The sequence below is a fragment of the Curtobacterium sp. LFS079 genome (assembly GCF_047977865.1).
In the GTDB taxonomy this organism is placed as follows: Bacteria; Actinomycetota; Actinomycetes; order Actinomycetales; family Micrococcaceae; genus Arthrobacter.
This window is the reverse complement of record NZ_JBFPFO010000006.1, coordinates 238,769-257,525: the sequence shown is the minus strand read 5'-3', so window position 1 is coordinate 257,525 and position 18,757 is coordinate 238,769. Positions and strand designations below refer to the sequence as shown.

Genomic DNA, 18,757 nt, shown 5'->3' with positions numbered 1-18,757 from the left:
TGGGCGTCGAACAGGCCTGCGGGGACGCTTTGAGGGCGCGGCGGGGGTACGGCGCCCTTGCCGGCATCCCCGTCCGCGCGCACCAGCGGCATACCCAGTCCAACACTCATGAAAATGAGGTCCTGCGTGGAGTTTGCATAAGGGGGGTCTTTCGATTGGAGGGAGGCTTGACCAGCGGGCGTCTGCCGCCTTCTCGCGGATGCGCTCCGCAATGACAGGGTAGTTCCTTCGTTAAAGACGACGCGGTCGGTGCACCACCCGGCATGGCACGGGTGGTACACCGACCGCTCTGGCCTGTCTGTAAGGAAGACCTGCTTTACCTCTGACTAGTTGCTGAGGTAACCGTTCGGGTCCAGGACATACTTCGTGGCGGCTCCGGCGTCGAATTCCGCGTACCCCTGCGGGGCGTCCTCGAGCGGAATGGACTTGGCGTTGACCGCCTTGGCGATCGAGATCCTGTCATGCAGGATCGCCATCATCAGCTGGCGGTTGTACTTCATCACCGGGCACTGGCCAGTCGTGAAGGAGAGGGATTTCGCCCAGCCGGTGCCCAAGGACAGGGACAGGCTTCCCTTCTTGGCCGCCTCGTCCGCAGCACCCGGATCCCCGGTGACATAAAGGCCGGGAATGCCCACGGATCCGCCGGCGGCAGTGAGGTCCATCAGCGAATTGAGCACGGTGGCCGGCGCCTCCTGGGCCCCGTGTCCGTGTCCGCGGGCTTCGAAACCGACTGCGTCGATGCCGGCGTCGACCTCTCGGACGCCAAGGAGCTGCTCGATCTGGTCAGCGGGGTCGCCGTTGGCCACATTGACCGTTTCGCAGCCGAAGGACCGGGCTTGGGCCAGGCGATCCTCATTGAGATCCCCTACGATCACCACAGCCGCCCCCAGCAGTTGGGCGCTGGCCGCCGCGGCAAGTCCGACCGGGCCGGCCCCGGCAACATAGACGGTAGACCCGACGCCGACACCCGCCGTGACGGCTCCGTGGAATCCGGTCGGGAGGATGTCCGAGAGCATGGTCAGGTCCATGATCTTCTCCAGCGCCTGGTCCCGATCGGGGAACCGCAACAGGTTCCAGTCCGCGTAGGGGACCAGGACGTATTCCGCCTGCCCGCCTACCCATCCGCCCATGTCGACATAGCCGTAAGCGGACCCGGGACGGTCCGGGTTCACGTTCAGGCAGATTCCTGTCTTACCTTCCTTGCAGTTCCGGCAACGTCCGCAGGAGATGTTGAAGGGGACCGAGACGATGTCCCCGACTTTGATGAACTCGACGTCCGGCCCGGTCTCGATGACTTCACCGGTGATCTCGTGCCCCAGGACAAGACCAGCCGGCGCAGTAGTGCGACCGCGAACCATGTGCTGGTCCGAGCCGCAGATGTTGGTGCTCACGGTGCGCAGAATGACCCCGTGCGGGACCTTCCGGCCGACATTGATGGGATTGACGCCGGGGCCGGCCTGCAGTTCAAAAGTGGGAAACGGGGTATCGATGATTTCCACGATCCCTGGCGCCTTGTACGCAACAGCCTTGTTACCTGACATTGAATGGCTCTTTCCGTGAAGTGAATTGACTCAATTGATACGTGCAGTGCACGTCGCTATGGGGGCAAACGACGGCGTTCGGGCCGTCAGGCGTCGATCACCAGATCCGTCTGCGCGGTGGAGCAGCAGGGCAGGAACTTGCCGGCAGAGATTTCCCGTGCCCGGATCCCGCCCTGGTGGTTCATCTCGACCTCTCCGGAAAGCTTGACGACTTTACAAGAGCCGCACATGCCTTCCTTGCAGTTCGCGCCAATCCTCACGCCTGCACGCTGGGCCACCTCGAGGATGTGCTCGGTGGGGTCGATCCGCACATTGACGCCGGTGCGCATGAAGGACATGGTGAGGCTGCCTGTTCCGACCGTGTTGAAGCTGGAGGCATCAGGGGAGCCGCCTTCCGGCTCCGCGTCCAGGCTGTCGTCGGAGGTGCCGGAGGCTGAGGTGTCCGGGTCGACGGTTTCCAGCGGCAGCCCCGAGGCCGGCAGGGTTCCGTCGGCGTCATAGCCAGGCTCGTAGAGCCCGAACGCGGCAGGCTGGTTTTCGAAGTAGTCCTCGGCGGAATCGGCGATTTCCTCCGCGATTTCTTCTGCGATGTCTGCGGCCATCGCGAGCTCCGACTGGTACTCAAGGAGCGTCTGGCGGTCACCCGAAAAGAACTCCATGTAGATGGAGGTGTCGTCGACGCCGACCTCCTTCAGGAGCTCGGTGGCGGCGTTCAGGTATCCCTCGGGACCACAGGCATAGACCTGTCGGCCGTTGGCATCCGGGGCCACCTCGCTGAGCATGGCCGCCGACAGCCTTCCGCTGAGCCCTTCCCAGTCGTCGGGCCGGCCGCGGTCGCCCAGGGAGTAGAAGACCTTGAAGCGTGAATCCACTGAGGCGATGTGAGCCAACTCCCGGTCGAAGGCAAAGCCTCCGGCATCCGAGCCGTGGTAGAGCACCGCGACATCTGCCAGTCCGGGCAGGGAGTGGATGGTCCGCACCATCGACATGATGGGGGTGATGCCCGCGCCGGCAGCGAGCAGGAGGTACCGCGCCCGGCGGTCGGCGTCGGGCAGGTGGAATGCCCCCACCGGTCCGAGCATCTCAAGCACGGTGCCGGGCTTGACGTTCTCGTGGACCCACGGCGAGACCAGGCCCGTGGGGTCGCGCTTGACGCTGATGCTGAAGGTCCACGGCTGCGTCGGCGAACTGGACAGCGAGTAGCTGCGGTCCACCGGCTCTTGCTCCTCGCCGTTCACCGGGAAGGCGACATTCACGTACTGACCGGCTCGGAACGCCAGGGGCGCACCGTCGGAACGGCGGAAGACGAAGGTCATGATGCCGCCGGCTTCGGGAACGGTCTCGACGCATTCGGCCATGAATTCCTGCGGGTGCCAGGGACCCAGGGCGTGGGCAGCGCGGGCGGGCACCCCGGCGCCGCCCATCACCCTGTTCCACGGCATCTCCAGACCGCGGATGCGCTGTGGTTCCAGGATTGCCGTTTCTGGGAGGAGCTCAATCATGCCAAGTGCTCCTGCACGCGCTGCGTGTACCAGTTGATGAATGCTTCGACCTGGTATTCGCTCTTCATGTAGGGGCCGGGCTCGTAGGCAGGGCTGGCAGCGCCCTGCTGGCACAACTCCACGAACGCCTTGTCCTGGATGTTCGTCTGCTTCCACACGTAGGTGAGCTTGTCCAGGTCGTAGTCAACGCCTTCCACGGCGTCGTCGGCTACCAGCCAAGTGGTCCGGACGAGGGTCTGGTGCTCGTTGATGGGGAAGACGCCGAAGGTGATGACGTGGTCGCCCATGAAGTGGAACCAGCTATTGGGCTGCAGGTGCATCGAGCAGCGGCCGAGGCGGAAATCGCGCAGGTCACCGAGCAGCTTCTTGGAGAGCCGGCGCCCGTCGGCGGAGAAGGACTCGCCATCTCCGTCGAGCGCTTCCCGGGAAATGCGGATTCCCGCAATGCGGGTGTCGAGTTCCTCGACCACCTCGTAGGGAAGGCCGTAACGGCGGCAACGGTCCTCGAGGTCGGCTTGGGCCTGCTTGTTGCGATCCCACACTTCCTCAAGGTGGGTGGGGATGAGGCCCTCGGTCAGGCCCCAGGTGGGGAAGAGGGAGCAGGCGAGCTCGGGGTGGCCATCGCAGTGGTAGCACTCACGGTTGTTCTCCATGACGAGCTTCCAGTTGCCCTCTTCGATGATGTTCTGCTGGTAGGCGATCTTCGTCTTCGCCAGTTCGTGGGGCGCGAGGTAGGGCTCGAAGATCTTGGAGGTCTCGTCGAAGTCCGTGGGCGGCTCGTTCGCGATGCAGACGAAGATGAGTCCGGCAACCTCGCGGCCGTGGGCGCGCTTGAGGGCAAAGCAATTCTTGTCGAATTTTGCTTCGCCGGGCGCGGAGGCGTGGATCAGGTTGCCCTCGGGGGAGTAGGTCCAGGAGTGGTAGCCGCAGACCAGGTTTCCGGTCGACCCGGCAGCTTCGGTCAGGACACGGGCGCCGCGGTGGCGGCACACGTTGTGCAGGACGTTCACACCGCCGTCGTCGTTGCGCAGCACAATCAGGGAGTAGGGGCCATAGTCGACGGTGACGTAGTCCCCCGGCTCGGGCAGTTCAGCGGTGCTGGCTGCGAAGATCCAGTGCTGGCCGAAAATGGCTTCCATGTCGAGGTTGAAGATCGTGGGATCGGTGTAGAAGGGGGCATCGAGGGAGTAACCGGTGCGCCGGAACTCAAACAACGCCGTGATTTCCGCCAGCTGCTCGGCGGGCAATGATGAAGCGAGCTTTCCGCGTGAATTCAGGGGCACGTTCACTGAAGCAGTCATGGGTTTCCTCCCGGGGCGTGGGTGAGTGGGGCAAAGCGCGGCGACCACGAATCGGGGGATGTGACGGGCGTCGCAATAGCTTTCTAAGGAATGAGATTAGGCACGATTGAGCTGCAACAAAAGCGCAAGATTTTGAAGATAACCATGCAGAATAGATGCATGATCGATGCGAGGCTCATCACCCTTCGGGTTTTTGCCCGGTGCGGCACCATAGGCGCAACCGCAGAACTCACGGGCTACTCTCCGTCCGCCGTCTCCGCGCAATTGCGGGAGCTACAGCGCGTGCTTGGAATGCAGCTGTTGACGAAGGACGGCCGGGGTGTACGGCTGACCGCCACCGGCCGCTTTCTCGTGGCGGGCTCGGATCCCCTCATTGCCCAATGGGAGAGCCTGCGTGCCGCGGCCATGGAGGCCGGCGACCAGGTGCAGCCCCATTTTGGCCTCGGCGGATTCTCCACTGCAGCCGCCCAGCTGCTCGCGCCGCTGGCCGCTACCCTGCGCTCAACACGCCCCCTGCTGGAGGTGCAGGTTCTTGAGGCCGACCCGGCCCGCTGTTTCGACTTGTTGATTGCGGAGCGAATCGACCTCGCGGTCATTGTCGCCATGCAATCCGATAGCTACGGTGAGGACGATCCGCGCTTCGAGCAGACAGTTCTGCTCGACGATCCGCTGGACGTGATCGTTCCCGCTGACCATCCGCTGGCATCACGGGGAACAGCGACGCTTGAAGAGCTGGCATCGGAACCTTGGATCACGGAGGCCGCTGGTTCCACCTACCATTCCCTCTTCACCGCGGCGTTCACGACAGTCGGGGTGACGCCGCGGATTGCGCATGAGGCCGTTGAATGGGAAACGCAGATCGCGTTCGTGGGTGCGGGGCTGGGCGTCGGCCTGCTGCCACGGCTGGCACCCTTGCGCGGTGCGGAGAACGTGGTTCGACTACGTATTACAGGCAAAGCGAAACCTGTGCGCCGCATTATCGCCGCGGTGCGCAGGGGCAGCATCGCCTCGCCCCTGATCCAGGAATCGCTCGGCATCCTGCAGGTTAACGCCAATCGGATCCTCAACGAGCGTCTCGAAGAGGATCTCTAGCCGTAGGGCACTACCTCCGGACGTAGCCCATGTTGGCGCTGATCTTCAGCCCGGCTTCTTTCAGCCCGTCCAGGAGTCCCGGCTCCTTTTCCGGGTCGAAGCGGAAGGCGGGTCCGGAGATGCTGACGGCCCCGATGACGGCGCCCAAGTGGTTGTAGACCGGGACCGACATCGAGGTGATCCCGATCTCGAATTCCTCCCTCACCACGCCAAAACCCTGGCGGGCGACGTCAAGCAACTCGGTTTCGAGCGTTGTCCTGTCCGTGATGGTCCGGGGTGTGCGGGGCGGAAGGCCGGTCTCCTTCAGGATGCGGTCCCGTTCGTCCGCCGGAAGTGCGGCAAGGAGGACCTTGCCGCTGGATGTGGCATGCAGCGGCGTCAGGCTGCCCACCCAGTCGTAGGTGGCCAATGTGGACGGGCCCATCGCCTGGTCCACGTTGACGGCATAGTTGGAGCGCAGCACGGCGAGGTTCACGGTTTCCTTGAATTCCTCGGCGAGGGCTTCCAGGACCGGGCGTGCTTCCCGCACCAGGCTCAGGCGGCCCGGGATGGAACTGGCCAGGCGGAGGATTCCGAAGCCCAGCTGGTACTTTCCGCGTTCGCTGTTCTGGTGGACCATATCCCGGCCCACCAGGGAACCCATCAGCCGGGACACCGTGGATTTGTGGATGCCCATCTCCTCGGCGATTTCGCTCACTCCGGCATGGCCGTCCCTGGCCAGGATCTCCAGGATTTCGAGTGCCCGGTCCACGGACTGCACGCCTCCGTGCTGCCCGGCTGCAGCCTCGGTATCCGTATCGGGCTCAACGTTCGAAACCATGCTCCATACTTTCAGGTAGTTTCCGTGGCCGGCTTGCCCGCCACGGCTTCTGTGTAGTTCCCTCTCGCTTCCAAACCTAGTGGATCGCCGGCACTAAGTGTGACGTGGGCTACATTGTGTTAACGCGCGCGTAACTCAAGCCTCATCAGCACGCGCGGGAATCCGTTGATTACCGAATCCGTGTCCGAGGCCTTGCTGAAGCCCGCTTCTTCGAACAGTTTCCGGGTGCCCACATAGGCCATGGTGAGGTCCACCCGGCCACCCGCATTGTCCACCGGGTAGCCTTCGATGGCCGGCGCCCCGTTGCTGCGCGCGAATTCGACCGCCCCCTCCAGGAGCCGGTGCGAAATACCCCGGCCGCGGTGCCCGGGCCGCACCCGGATGCACCACACCGACCACACCGGCAGTTCGTCCACCTGCGGGATCTTCCTGCTCCGGGCGAAGCTGGTGTCCGCCCGCGGGTGCACGGCGGCCCAGCCGACCGGCTCGTCGCCGTCGTACGCCATCACCCCCGGCGGTACCTGCTCTGCGAGCAGCTGCCTGACAAACTCGCCGCGCCGCACGCCCTGCAAGGCCACGTTCTGCTTCGCGGGGATGCGGTAGCTCAGGCACCAGCACACATTCGCATCCGCGCGCTGCTTGGGTCCGAGGAGCATGCGGACGTCCTCGAATTGTCTTGCGGGGCGGATTTCGATGGCCATGTCGGTGAGTCCTCCCGGCAGCTCGTCCTGAAAACGATCCTAGCCACCGCTTTCACAGCTTGGGCGCCGCATTCACAGGCAAACTACAGCTACCGGAAAGCATCCGTTGAACTTGGGCGCCGAGAGTGAAGTGGGCGGCATACTGCCACCTGGCCAGACAGCCGTTCGCGCGGCGGAAATCAGGAGACGATCCATGGCAAGTACAAAGAGAATCACGCTCGGCGTCGCGGCCGGTGCCCTCGCCCTTGGCGCAGGTCTCGGCGTGACCGGCATGGCGACCGCGGCAACCACTCCCAGCCCCAGCGCAACAGAGACGGGCGCGACGCCGGAAGGCACCGCCCCCGCCGACGGCACCACCGCGGGTGGCGGCTTCGGCTGGCACGGCGGCTTCGGTCGGCACGGCGGGCACCAAGGTGACCGCGGTCGGCTCGCTGCAGCCCTGGCCAGCAAGCTCGGGGTCGACGAAGCCAAAGTGACCGAAGCGCTCAAGGCGTTCCGTGAGGCCAACAAGCCCTCGGCGCCGCCCGCGGAGGGCTCAACGGAAGCCGCCAGGCCGGACCGTGCGGCGAGGGATGCTGCCTTGGCCAAGGCCCTGGCGGAGAAACTCGGCATCGACGAGGCCAAGGTCACCGCGGCGTTGAAGGAGATCCGCAGCGAAGCCCAGGCGGAGCGGGCGGCCGCCCTCAAGGCGAGGTTGGACAAGGCCGTGAGCGACGGGACACTCACTCAGGCCGAGGCGGACGCCGTCACGAAGGCGGTGGAGAAGGGAGTGATCGGCGGGCGCTGACCCGCCACCGGCAGGCCCGTGGCCGCTCCGGCATCCCCGGCGGCGGCCGGGCCCGCCTGCCTCGTCCGGGCCGTATCGGTTTGGCACCCGTAGTGGGACACTTGGATGAATCGGATGGCTGGGGTACGAGTGGCTGGGGGTTCAGGCCAGGGGATTGTCACGTGCGGAGGGGAGGTGCCAAGGGCATGATAGCCGGATGGGCTTACCTCTTGGGCGCGATAATGACGATTGACGCACTCCTGCTGGGCTTGCTGCTGATGAATGTGAAGTGGCCAAGCCGTTCGAACAGGAAGTGACGGTTCGCCCTGCAGCACCTTAACCTGCGGGACCTTGCCCTACAGGACCTTGCGGACCGTTTCCTCGAAGCTCGTCACGTGGTGCAGCGCCAGCGCTGCGGCCTTCTCTTCGTCGCCGTCGGCGATCGCGTTGAGTAGATCGACGTGCTCGGCAATGTGCCCCGTGACCGAAGGCATCTTTTCGAGCATGTAGCACCAGATCCGGGTGGCCAGGTTGTCATAGCGGATCAGCACATCTTCCAGGTGCGGATTGGCCGCAGCCTTGTAGATGAGCCGGTGGACCTGGATGTCGTAGCGCATGAGCTCGTACTGCCCGGCCTTGCCCTCTTCCAGCTTGCCGATGGTGTCGGCGATGTCGCGCAGTTCCTGCCGGAGGTTGGGCCCGGCCATGCGTGCTGCACGGCGGGCAGCCAGCGGTTCCAGGAGTTCGCGGATTTCCGAGATGTCGGCAAGTTGGGTGATGTCCACGCCCGTGGCGAAAGTGCCGCGCCGCGGATAGGAGACCACCAGGTGGTCGCTTTCGAGGCGCTTGATGGCCTCGCGGACCGGCGTGCGGCCGATGCCGAGTTCGCCGGCGATCTGGCCGTCATTGATGGGATCGCCGGGCTTGATGTCCAGCATGATGAGCCGGTCCCGCAGGAGCAGATAGGCGTTTTCGGCCAAGGATGCGCCCTGTGGGCCCGAATCCAGTGCTTCTAAAACAGTGCTCATTGCTCTCTCCGCTTGCAGTCATTCAATCCTTGCCCAGAAGACTCGCCGTGGACTGTTGACGACCTTGTGATTTACAACATACCATGATTGCAGTTCTGATATATCAGTTGCCTAACAGTTGGTGACTACGAAGATTCCTTAGGAGCAGAGCATGGTTGAACCGCTGAACCGCCCGCTGGCCGTTGCGGACCCGGAAGTCGATCAGGCGATTGCGCAGGAGCTCATCCGGCAGCAGTCCACCCTGGAAATGATCGCCTCCGAAAACTTCGCTCCGTCTGCCGTGATGCAGGCCCAGGGCTCGGTGCTGACCAACAAGTACGCCGAGGGCTACCCGGGCAAGCGCTACTACGGCGGCTGCGAGCACGTCGATGTGATCGAGCAGCTGGCTATTGACCGCGTGAAGGCCCTGTTCGGCGCCGAGTTCGCCAACGTCCAGCCGCACTCCGGTGCACAGGCAAATGCAGCAGCCATGTTCGCCCTGCTGAACCCGGGCGACACCATCATGGGCCTGGACCTGGCTCACGGCGGCCACCTGACCCACGGCATGCGCATCAACTTCTCCGGCAAGCTCTACAACGTGGTTCCGTACCACGTCCGTGAAGAGGACCTGCGCGTGGACATGGCAGAGGTGGAAGCCCTGGCACTGGAGCACAAGCCCAAGCTGATCGTCGCCGGCTGGTCCGCCTACTCCCGGCAGCTGGACTTCGCCGAATTCCGCCGCATCGCCGACCTCGTCGGCGCCTACCTGATGGTGGACATGGCCCACTTCGCCGGACTGGTGGCAGCAGGACTGCACCCGAACCCGGTGCCGTTTGCCGACGTCGTCACCACCACCACGCACAAGACCCTCGGCGGCCCGCGCGGCGGCGTGATCCTCGCCAAGGAGGAATACGCCAAGAAGATCAACAGCGCAGTCTTCCCCGGACAGCAGGGTGGCCCGCTGGAGCACGTGATCGCAGCCAAGGCCGTAGCCTTCAAGTTCGCCGCAGAGCCTGAGTTCAAGGAACGCCAGGAACGCGTCCTCGAGGGCGCCAAGATCATCGCCGACCGCCTCCTGCAGGACGACGTCGCGGAAGCCGGCATCACCGTGGTCAACGGCGGCACCGACGTCCACCTGGTCCTGGTTGACCTGCGCAACTCCGAACTCGACGGCCAGCAGGGTGAGGACGCGCTGCACCGCATCGGCATCACCGTGAACCGCAACGCCGTCCCGTTCGACCCCCGCCCGCCGATGGTTTCCTCCGGTCTCCGCGTGGGCACCCCGGCACTCGCCGCACGCGGCTTCGCCGCCGGCGAATTCACCGAAGTCGCAGACATCATCGCGACGGCGCTCATCGCCGCCGCCGGCGACGGCACCCTGGGTGAGGACACCGCCGTCGAGCTCCGCGCACGCGTCACCGCGCTGGCGGAACAGTTCCCCCTCTACCCGCACCTCGGCACCGCTGGTTCGGCCACCGAACTCGCAGCAGAAATGATTGGAGCAGCCCAGTGAGCGCAGACCACCTCCCGGAGCACCCGGACTTCCTCTGGCGCAACCCGGAGCCCAAGGCCTCGTACGACGCCGTGATTGTGGGCGGCGGCGGGCACGGCCTGGCCACCGCGTATTTCCTGGCGAAGAACCACGGCATGACCAACATCGCCGTCCTGGAAAAGGGCTGGCTGGCCGGCGGCAACATGGCCCGCAACACCACCATCATCCGTTCCAACTACCTCTGGGACGAGAGCGCTGCCATCTACGAGCACGCGCTCAAGCTCTGGGAGGTGCTGCCGGAAGAACTCGAATACGACTTCCTGTTCAGCCAGCGCGGCGTCATGAACCTGGCGCACACCCTGGGCGACGTGCGCGAAAGCATGCGCCGCGTGGGTGCGAACAAGCTCAACGGTGTCGACGCCGAATGGCTGGACCCGCAGCAGGTCAAGGAACTCTGCCCCATCCTGAACGTCAGCGACAACATCCGCTACCCCGTCATGGGCGCCACCTACCAGCCCCGCGCAGGCATCGCCAAGCACGACCACGTCGCGTGGGCATTCGCCCGCAAGTGCGACGAATTGGGCGTGGACATCATCCAGAACTGCGAGGTCCAGGGCTTCGTCAAGGACGGCGACCGCGTGGTGGGCGTCAAGACCAACCGCGGCACCATCAACACCGAAAAGGTGGGCCTGTGCGCGGCCGGCCACAGCTCGGTCCTGGCAGAGATGGCAGGCTTCCGCCTCCCCATCCAGTCCCACCCGCTGCAGGCCCTGGTCTCCGAGCTGCACGAACCCGTCCACCCGACGGTGGTCATGTCCAACCACGTGCACGTCTACGTCTCCCAGGCCCACAAGGGCGAACTGGTGATGGGCGCCGGCGTCGACTCCTACAACGGTTACGGCCAGCGCGGCTCCTTCCACGTGATCGAGGAGCAGATGGCGGCCGCCGTCGAACTCTTCCCGATCTTCGCCCGGGCACACGTGCTGCGGACCTGGGGCGGAATCGTGGACACCACCATGGACGCGTCGCCGATCGTCGGCACCACCCCGGTGGAGAACATGTTCGTCAACTGCGGCTGGGGTACCGGCGGCTTCAAGGGAACCCCCGCGGCCGGCCTGACCTTCGCCCACACCATCGCCACCGGCGCACCGCACAAGCTCAACGAGCCGTTCTCGCTGGAGCGCTTCGAGACCGGTGCCCTGATCGACGAACACGGCGCTGCCGCCGTCGCCCACTGACCCCGCGGAAAAGACAGAAAGAAAGCCGGACATGCTCCTCATTTCCTGCCCCAACTGCGGGCCACGCGACGAAACCGAATTCCACTACGGCGGCCAGGCGCACATCGCCTACCCCGAAGACCCCTACGCACTGGACGACCGCAAATGGGCCGAGTACCTGTTCTACCGGGACAACACCAAGGGCGCCTTCGCCGAACGCTGGGTCCACAGCACCGGCTGCCGCCAATGGTTCAACATGCTGCGGGACACCGTGAGCTATGAGATCCAGGCGGTTTACCCCATGGGAAGCCCCCGCCCCGAATCCGCCACCCAGGCATCCGCCCCGGAAGGAGCAAGCAAGTGACGTCCCAGAACGCCCGCCTCGCCAACGGCGGCCGCATCGACCGCAGCATCTCCTGGCGCTTCACCGTGGACGGCCAGGAATACACCGGCCACCCGGGTGACACCCTCGCCTCCGCGCTGCTCGCCAACGGCCGGGTCACCGTGGGCAACTCCCTTTACGAGGACCGCCCCCGCGGCATCATGTCCGCCGGCGTCGAGGAAGCCAACGCCCTCGTCAAGATCGCCCCGCGCTTCCCCGGCCACGTGGCCGAGTCCATGCTCCCGGCCACCACCGTGTCCCTCGTGGACGGACTGAAGGCCGAACTGCTGAACGGCCTGGGCAAGCTCGATCCCAACGAGGACAAGGCCGAATACGACAAGAAGTACGTCCACACGGACGTGCTGGTGATCGGCGGCGGCATCGCAGGCCTCGCCGCGGCCCGCGAAGCGGTCCGCACCGGCGCCCGCGTCATCCTCATCGACGACCAGCCCGAACTCGGCGGTGCCCTGCTTTCCGGCTCCACCGTTCCCGGCCTGGCCGAGGAAATCGAAGGCAAGCCGGCCTTGGAATGGGTTGCCGACGTCGAAGCCGAGCTGGTTTCCGCCGCCGAATGCACCGTGCTGAACCGCACCACCGCCTTCGGCTCCTACGATTCCAACTACGTGATCGCCGCCCAGAACCGCACGGACCACCTCACCGTCCCCGCGGCCGACGGCGTCTCCCGCCAGCGCATCTGGCACATCCGTGCCGCCCAGGTGGTCCTGGCCCCCGGCGCCCACGAGCGCCCGCTGGTGTTCGAAAACAACGACCGCCCCGGCATCATGCTCGCCTCGGCCGTGCGCAGCTACCTGAACCGCTACGCCGTCGCCGCCGGTTCCCGCGTGGTCATCAGCACCACCAACGACTCCGCCTACGCCCTCGTGGCCGAACTGCAGGACGCCGGAATCAAGGTGGCCGCTGTCGTGGACGCCCGTCCGCAGCTGAGTGCCCCCGCGGCAGCCACCGTGGAGCAGGGCACCAGGGTGCTGATCGGCGCGGCTGTTGCCGGCACCACCGGCCGCGCCGAAGACGGCCGCGTGGACGGCGTCACCGTCCGCAGCATCAACGACGACGGCGAACTCACCTCCGGCGTCGAACAGTTCGACTGCGACCTGCTCGCCGTCTCCGGCGGCTGGAGCCCGGTGGTCCACCTGCACAGCCAGCGCCAGGGCAAACTGCGCTGGGACGAGGAGCTCGCCGGCTTCGTGCCGAGCTCCGTGGTCAAGGACCAGCAGGTGGTCGGCTCGGGACGCGGCAGCTACGAGCTGGCCGACTGCCTGGCCGAAGGCATCAGTGCCGGTGCAGCCGCCGCGATCGCCGCCGGTTTCAGCAGCGACACCGTTCCCGCCGAGGCCAAGGCTCCTGTGGCCTCTGCCCCCACCCGCCAGCTCTGGCTGGTCCCGGGCCAGGAGGGCACGGCAGGGGAGTGGCACCACCACTTCGTGGACTTCCAGCGCGACCAGACCGTGGCGGATGTCCTCCGCTCCACCGGTGCCGGCATGCGCTCGGTGGAACACATCAAGCGCTACACCTCCATCAGCACCGCCAACGACCAGGGCAAGACCTCCGGCGTCAACGCGATCGGCGTCATCGCCGCCGCGCTGAAGTCCGAAGGCGCTGCAGCTGCCGGCGTCGGCGAGATCGGCACCACCACCTACCGCGCGCCGTTCACCCCGGTCGCCTTCGCGGCACTGGCCGGACGCCAGCGGGGCGAGTTGTTCGACCCGGCCCGCGTCACCTCCATCCAGCCGTGGCACGTGGAGAAGGGCGCCCTGTTCGAGGACGTCGGACAGTGGAAGCGGCCGTGGTACTACCCGCAGGCGGGCGAGGACATCGAGGCAGCCGTGCTGCGCGAATGCGCCGCCGTCCGCGAGTCCGTCGGCTTCATGGACGCCACCACCCTCGGCAAGATCGAGATCCGGGGCAAGGACGCGGGCGAATTCCTCAACCGCATCTACACCAATGCCTTCAAGAAGCTCGCCCCGGGTTCGGCTCGCTACGGCGTCATGTGCACCCCGGACGGCATGATCTTCGACGACGGCGTGACCCTGCGCCTGGACGAGGACCGCTTCTTCATGACCACCACCACCGGCGGCGCCGCCAAGGTGCTGGACTGGCTGGAGGAATGGCACCAGACCGAATGGCCGGAACTGGACGTGGCTTCCACCTCGGTCACCGAGCAGTGGAGCACCATCGCCGTAGTCGGGCCGAAGTCCCGTGCAGTGATCGCCAAGGTCGCCCCGGAACTGGCAGCCGACGGCGGGCTGGACACCGAGAACTTCCCGTTCATGACCTTCCGCGAAACCACCCTCGCCTCCGGTGTGCGGGCCCGCGTCTGCCGGATCTCCTTCTCCGGTGAACTGGCCTACGAAATCAACGTGCCCACCTGGTACGGGCTGAACACCTGGGAAGCCGTGGCCGCGGCGGGTGCCGAGTTCAACATCACCCCGTACGGCACCGAAACCATGCACGTGCTCCGCGCCGAGAAGGGTTACCCGATCGTCGGCCAGGACACCGACGGCACGGTCACCCCGCAGGACGCCGGCATGGAGTGGATCGTCTCCAAGGCCAAGGACTTTGTCGGCAAGCGTTCCTACAGCCGGGTGGACGCCCAGCGCGAGGACCGCAAGCACCTGGTCAGTGTGCTCCCGGCGGACGGTTCGCTCAAGCTCCCCGAAGGCACCCAGCTCGTGGAGAAGGGCATCGCGGTCAACCCCGCCTACGGCCCCGTCCCGATGGAAGGCTTCGTGACCTCGAGCTACCACAGCGCCGCACTCGGACGTTCCTTCGGCCTGGCCCTGATCCGCAACGGCCGCAACCGCATCGGCGAGACCCTGGTGGCCGCCGTCGGCGATCAGCTCGTGGACGTAACGGTCGGCGAAACAGTACTTTTCGACCCTGAAGGGAAGCGCAAAGATGGTTGAGACAGCAGCAGCAACTCCCAGCAACCAGAACGGCAGTGCAGTCCGGGCGGCCCGCCGCAGCCCGGCGGCGCACCTCGCCGGAACCTTTGAGGCCGCGTCGCTTGCCGGCGTCGCGGAGATCAAGGAAATCCCGTTCCAGACCATGGCCGGCATCCGCGTCCAGCGGAACAGCGACGCCGGCGGGCGCATTGCCTCGGTGTCCGGCGGCCTGCCGGCCGCCTGCGGCGAGGTCGTCGAACACGGCGGCGTGGCCACCCTGTGGCTCGGCCCGGCCGAGTTCCTGGTGATCGCCCCGGAAAACGCCCACGAGTCCCTCGGCGGCGACCTGCTCCAGGCCCTGGGGGAAGCCCTCGCCGACGGGCAGGGCCAGGTGGTGGACCTTTCGGCCAACCGCACGGTCTTCGAACTCTCGGGTTCCCGCGCCCGCGACGTCCTGGAAAAGGGCTGCTCCCTGGACCTGCACCCGCGTTCCTTCAAGGCCGGCACCGCCGTGTCCACCGAAATCGGCCACATTCCGGCGATCCTCTGGAAGAGCGGCGAGGACACCTTCCAGGTGCTGCCCCGCGCGTCCTTCGCCGATTTCCTGGGCCGCTGGCTGGTGGACGGCATGCGTGAGTTCGCATCGCCGGAGGTGCCGTGATGACCGCCCCCGTCACCGAGCTCGGCACCGGCACCAGCGCCGAAACCACCGTTGAGCACATCCTGACCCTGGACTGCGCGGAAACCCGCGGCATCGTGCACGCGGTTTCCGGCTTCCTGCTGGAACAGGGCTGCGACATCGTGGACAACAAGCAGTTCGGCTCCCGCGACGATGCCCACTTCTTCATGCGGGTGCACTTCTCCTCCGCAGGTGATGACTCCACCCTGGAGAACCTGCGGGAGGCCTTCGGGCCGATCGCGGAGAAGTTCGGCATGCGCTGGCAGCTCGAACGCCACGGCTCCAGGCGCCGGGTGCTGATCATGGTCTCCAAGTTCGGGCACTGCCTGAACGACCTGCTGTTCCGTGCCCGGGTGGGCGAACTGCCCATCGATATCGTGGGCGTCGTGTCCAACCACACGGATCACCAGGGGCTGGTGGAATGGCACGGCATCCCCTTCTTCCACGTTCCCGTCACGGCGGCGATCAAGCCGCAGTCCGAGGCCCGGCTGTTGGAGATCATCGACGAACTGGACGTGGAGCTGGTGGTGCTGGCCCGCTACATGCAGGTGCTCAGCGACGACCTGGCCCGCAAGCTGGACGGACGTGCGATCAACATCCACCACTCCTTCCTGCCCAGCTTCAAGGGTGCCAAGCCCTACCACCAGGCCTACGCCCGCGGCGTGAAGACGGTGGGTGCTACGGCGCACTACGTCAACGGGGAACTGGACGAGGGTCCGATCATCTCCCAGCAGGTCCTGGACGTGGACCACACTTACGGCCCGGAAGACCTCGTCGCGGCCGGCCGTGACTCCGAATGCAAGGCCCTCAGTAACGCGGTGCGCTGGCACTGCGAGGGCCGGGTGATCCTGCAGGGCAACCGCACGGTGGTCCTCAAGTAGGCAGGGTCCCCCCAAAAAGCCTGTTCACGGGAAGCAGGAAATGCCCGACGGCGGTTCGCACCGCCGTCGGGCATCTTGCGTTTAAGGGGATCGGCTCAGAGGTCGTCGCGGCAGTGCGCGGAGTGCAGTTTGTAGAGGCCCGTAAGGTCTCCGGCCGCCAGGCCGTCCGGCGCGCCGATTTCCGGGTACATGAGCTGGACGGGATCGTCCACGTGGTCCAGGCCCACCACATGGCCCAACTCGTGCTGCATGACCGCCGAGACGTAGTCCGCCCCGCCGGGCAAGCCCATGAGTTCGGTGATCTGCGGGGTGTCCAGGTCCAGGCGCCCCGAGACGTAGCTGCGCGGGCCCGAACCGAAACTGTAGGCCGTGCTGCCGCCGGTGCCGATCACCTTGCCCGCCAATGCGGGAGACGTCGCGGGGGTGGTCCAGGAAACCAGCAGCGGAGCCCAGCGGTTCCCGTAGAGCTTGGGCTGGTAGGCCTCGCGCTTTGGCGTGGGTTTCTCCTTGGTGGCGCCGTCCTTGACGAACTTCAGGCCCGTGGCGGCCGAAATCTTCGCCACAGCGTCTTCCAGAAGGCCTTCCGAACCGGCCGGGGCGAGTTCCGCGTTGACCACATAGTGCACTGGACGGCAGGGCGAGTAGCCCACCGGGCTGCCGTCCGGGTTGGTGGCCAGGAACTTGTAGGACGTGCTTTCCACCGCCGGTTTCACGGGCGTGAGCAGCGGATGCCCGGCCTCCTCAAGGCCGGGCGGTGGAGCGTCGTCATCCTGCTGCTTCTTCGAGCCCGGCGCCGCGGCGCCCGCCGCCGTACCGGGTTGCGCGCCTTTGTCCGTGGCTTGGCGGCTGGCTCCCGGCAAGGCCGGAAAGAGGGACGTGATCCGTGGATCGCCGCGCAGGAAGCCACTGACCAGCAGCGCGATGACAACCGCAACGGCCACTACCAGGAGGTTGCGGAGCAGGTACAGGCCGGTGCGGGGACGCCGGGGCGGCAGGCCGCCGTCGGGCTCGAAATCCGGGTACATCCTGCTCCCTGCGTTGTAGACAAAGCGGCTGCCTGCCGCCTAGCCGACCACAGCTCCGAACAGCAGGCCAAGCCCGTAGGTTGCGCCGGCGGCGCCAAGGCCGATCGCCAGCTGGCGGAGGCCACGCGTGAGGGGCGAGGTGCCGGAAAGCAGACCAACGACGGCGCCCGTTCCGAGAAGCGCGACGCCCACCAGAGTACCGGCCGTCAGGAGGGCAGCGAAACCGCCGAGTCCGAAGATGAACGGCAGGATCGGCACGATGGCACCGGAGGCGAAGAAGCAGAAGCTGGACACCGCGGCACCCCAGGCGGAACCGACGGCTTCGTGCTCGTCCGGGCTCTCCTCTTCCTCCGGGTGGAGGGACAGGGATGGATCGCAGTCGCAGGAGTAGACGCCCATGCGCTCGGCGGCGCGGTGTTCGGCGGCTTCGTGGCTCATGCCGCGGGCCAGGTAGACCAGCACCAGCTCGTTGTGCTCGATGTCCAGGGAAGGCGCCGCGGAGAGCGTGACCTGGGTGGGCCGGGTGGCCTTCAGCAGTTCCAGCTGGGAGCGGACCGAGACGTACTCGCCGGCGCCCATGGACAGCGCACCGGCCAGCAGGCCGGCGATGCCGCTGAAGAGCACTACGGAGGTGGGGACGCCGGTGGCCGCCATGCCCATCACGAGGGACAGGTTGCTGACCAGGCCGTCGTTTGCGCCGAATACAGCGGCGCGGAAGGAACCGGAGAGCCGGTTGCGGCCGCGGGTGGCCAGACCGCGGACCACTTCTTCGTGGATCTGCTCGTCGGCGGCCATTGCACGCGTCGCGGCGGGATCGGTGGCGTAGGGGGAGCGGCTCTCGGCGCGCTGGGCAAGGGCCAGCACGAACACCGAACCGAAATGCCGCGCCAGGAAGCCGAGCAGGCGGCTGCGGGTCGACGCCGCCTTGGGCATTCCCGCGTGTTCACCCAACACGCGAAGCCAGTGGGCTTCGTGACGGCCTTCGGCGTCGGCGAGGGCCAGAAGGATTTCGCGTTCTTCGCCGTCGCGGCGCTGCGCCAGTTCGCGGTACACGGCGGCTTCGGCGCGTTCGTCGGCCAGGTACTGCCGCCAGCGTTTGATGTCTGCGGGGGAGGGAGGTTCCGGCTGCGCGGTGTCTTGCGGCCGCGCTGTGTCCATTGGCGTTTGCACTGTGGCTTTTGGCGGCACTGTGGCTTTTGGCGGCACTGGGTCTTTTCGCGGCACTGTGGCTTTTCGCGTTTGCACTGTGGCTCCTGTGTTGCCGGGGCGGGTTTCATCGCCCCGTTGCACTTCCACATTAGCGCCAATTTCCGCGGTTTTTTGGCCGGTAATCCTCACCACGGAGTTTCGGCATGCCTTAAAGCAAGCGCCGTCCTGCCACACCTTGACCCCCGGCAGGGGCAGTGCTCAGATGGAGGAACAAGGGGCACGGATTGGCGCGGCCGTGC

The 18,757-nt window shown here is 66.2% G+C and carries 15 protein-coding genes and 1 pseudogene; 8 read left to right on the top strand and 8 right to left on the bottom strand.

Features of this window, described 5'->3' with window-relative positions; genetic code table 11:
- Positions 1-326 precede the first annotated feature (326 nt).
- The 3 genes from fdhA to ACNQPB_RS12785 form a co-directional block, all read right to left on the bottom strand.
- Positions 327-1,541, bottom strand: a complete 1,215-nt coding sequence (gene fdhA / locus ACNQPB_RS12795) for a formaldehyde dehydrogenase, glutathione-independent (RefSeq protein WP_498752202.1) — start codon at positions 1,539-1,541, stop codon at positions 327-329.
- 86 nt (positions 1,542-1,627) lie between these two features.
- Positions 1,628-3,043: a ferredoxin reductase gene (locus ACNQPB_RS12790; RefSeq protein WP_498752201.1), complete on the bottom strand. Its 1,416-nt coding sequence runs from the start codon at positions 3,041-3,043 to the stop codon at positions 1,628-1,630.
- Positions 3,040-4,344 carry an aromatic ring-hydroxylating oxygenase subunit alpha gene (locus tag ACNQPB_RS12785; RefSeq protein WP_498752199.1) on the bottom strand — a complete coding sequence of 435 codons (1,305 nt, stop codon included), beginning with the start codon at positions 4,342-4,344 and terminating at the stop codon, positions 3,040-3,042. Before ACNQPB_RS12785 ends, ACNQPB_RS12790 begins: the two co-directional genes overlap by 4 nt.
- A gap of 159 nt (positions 4,345-4,503) precedes the next feature.
- On the opposite strand from ACNQPB_RS12785, the gene ACNQPB_RS12780 reads away from it, so the two are divergent.
- The gene (locus ACNQPB_RS12780; RefSeq protein ID WP_498752222.1) at positions 4,504-5,436 is read left to right on the top strand and encodes a LysR family transcriptional regulator; all 933 of its coding nucleotides are present in this window, start codon (positions 4,504-4,506) and stop codon (positions 5,434-5,436) included.
- Between the two features lie 10 nt (positions 5,437-5,446).
- Here the strand turns inward: ACNQPB_RS12780 and ACNQPB_RS12775 are convergent, their stop codons facing one another.
- Entirely contained in the window at positions 5,447-6,256 is an 810-nt protein-coding gene (locus ACNQPB_RS12775; RefSeq protein WP_498752197.1) for an IclR family transcriptional regulator, read from the bottom strand.
- Between the two features lie 119 nt (positions 6,257-6,375).
- Positions 6,376-6,957, bottom strand: a complete 582-nt coding sequence (locus tag ACNQPB_RS12770) for a GNAT family N-acetyltransferase (protein ID WP_498752195.1) — start codon at positions 6,955-6,957, stop codon at positions 6,376-6,378.
- 193 nt (positions 6,958-7,150) lie between these two features.
- Between ACNQPB_RS12770 and ACNQPB_RS12765 the strand changes: the two genes are divergently transcribed.
- A complete protein-coding gene (locus ACNQPB_RS12765; protein WP_498752194.1) occupies positions 7,151-7,744 on the top strand; it encodes a hypothetical protein in 594 nt (197 codons plus the stop codon).
- Between the two features lie 335 nt (positions 7,745-8,079).
- On the opposite strand, the gene ACNQPB_RS12760 is transcribed toward ACNQPB_RS12765, so the two are convergent.
- The gene (locus ACNQPB_RS12760; protein WP_498752192.1) at positions 8,080-8,751 is read right to left on the bottom strand and encodes a GntR family transcriptional regulator; all 672 of its coding nucleotides are present in this window, start codon (positions 8,749-8,751) and stop codon (positions 8,080-8,082) included.
- A 151-nt stretch (positions 8,752-8,902) separates the two neighbouring features.
- On the opposite strand from ACNQPB_RS12760, the gene glyA reads away from it, so the two are divergent.
- The 6 genes and pseudogenes from glyA to purU all read left to right on the top strand — a co-directional run bounded on the left by glyA (position 8,903) and on the right by purU (position 16,284).
- Positions 8,903-10,243, top strand: coding sequence for a serine hydroxymethyltransferase (gene glyA / locus ACNQPB_RS12755; protein WP_498752190.1), 1,341 nt, complete (start codon positions 8,903-8,905; stop codon positions 10,241-10,243).
- On the top strand, positions 10,240-11,460 hold the full coding sequence (locus tag ACNQPB_RS12750; protein ID WP_498752189.1) for a sarcosine oxidase subunit beta family protein: 1,221 nt from the start codon (positions 10,240-10,242) through the stop codon (positions 11,458-11,460). Before glyA ends, ACNQPB_RS12750 begins: the two co-directional genes overlap by 4 nt.
- Before the next feature lie 31 nt (positions 11,461-11,491).
- Positions 11,492-11,788, top strand: a pseudogene (locus ACNQPB_RS12745) (sarcosine oxidase subunit delta); the annotation flags it as partial.
- 11 nt (positions 11,789-11,799) lie between these two features.
- A complete protein-coding gene (locus ACNQPB_RS12740; RefSeq protein WP_498752187.1) occupies positions 11,800-14,745 on the top strand; it encodes a 2Fe-2S iron-sulfur cluster-binding protein in 2,946 nt (981 codons plus the stop codon).
- Positions 14,738-15,385: a sarcosine oxidase subunit gamma gene (locus ACNQPB_RS12735; RefSeq protein WP_498752185.1), complete on the top strand. Its 648-nt coding sequence runs from the start codon at positions 14,738-14,740 to the stop codon at positions 15,383-15,385. Before ACNQPB_RS12740 ends, ACNQPB_RS12735 begins: the two co-directional genes overlap by 8 nt.
- Positions 15,385-16,284: a formyltetrahydrofolate deformylase gene (gene purU, locus ACNQPB_RS12730; protein ID WP_498752183.1), complete on the top strand. Its 900-nt coding sequence runs from the start codon at positions 15,385-15,387 to the stop codon at positions 16,282-16,284. Before ACNQPB_RS12735 ends, purU begins: the two co-directional genes overlap by 1 nt.
- Before the next feature lie 95 nt (positions 16,285-16,379).
- Here purU and ACNQPB_RS12725 read toward each other — a convergent pair whose 3' ends face one another.
- Both ACNQPB_RS12725 and ACNQPB_RS12720 read right to left on the bottom strand, forming a co-directional pair.
- Positions 16,380-17,309 carry a matrixin family metalloprotease gene (locus tag ACNQPB_RS12725; RefSeq protein WP_498752181.1) on the bottom strand — a complete coding sequence of 310 codons (930 nt, stop codon included), beginning with the start codon at positions 17,307-17,309 and terminating at the stop codon, positions 16,380-16,382.
- Between the two features lie 39 nt (positions 17,310-17,348).
- Positions 17,349-18,467: a VIT1/CCC1 transporter family protein gene (locus tag ACNQPB_RS12720; protein ID WP_498752179.1), complete on the bottom strand. Its 1,119-nt coding sequence runs from the start codon at positions 18,465-18,467 to the stop codon at positions 17,349-17,351.
- Positions 18,468-18,757: the final 290 nt, after the last annotated feature.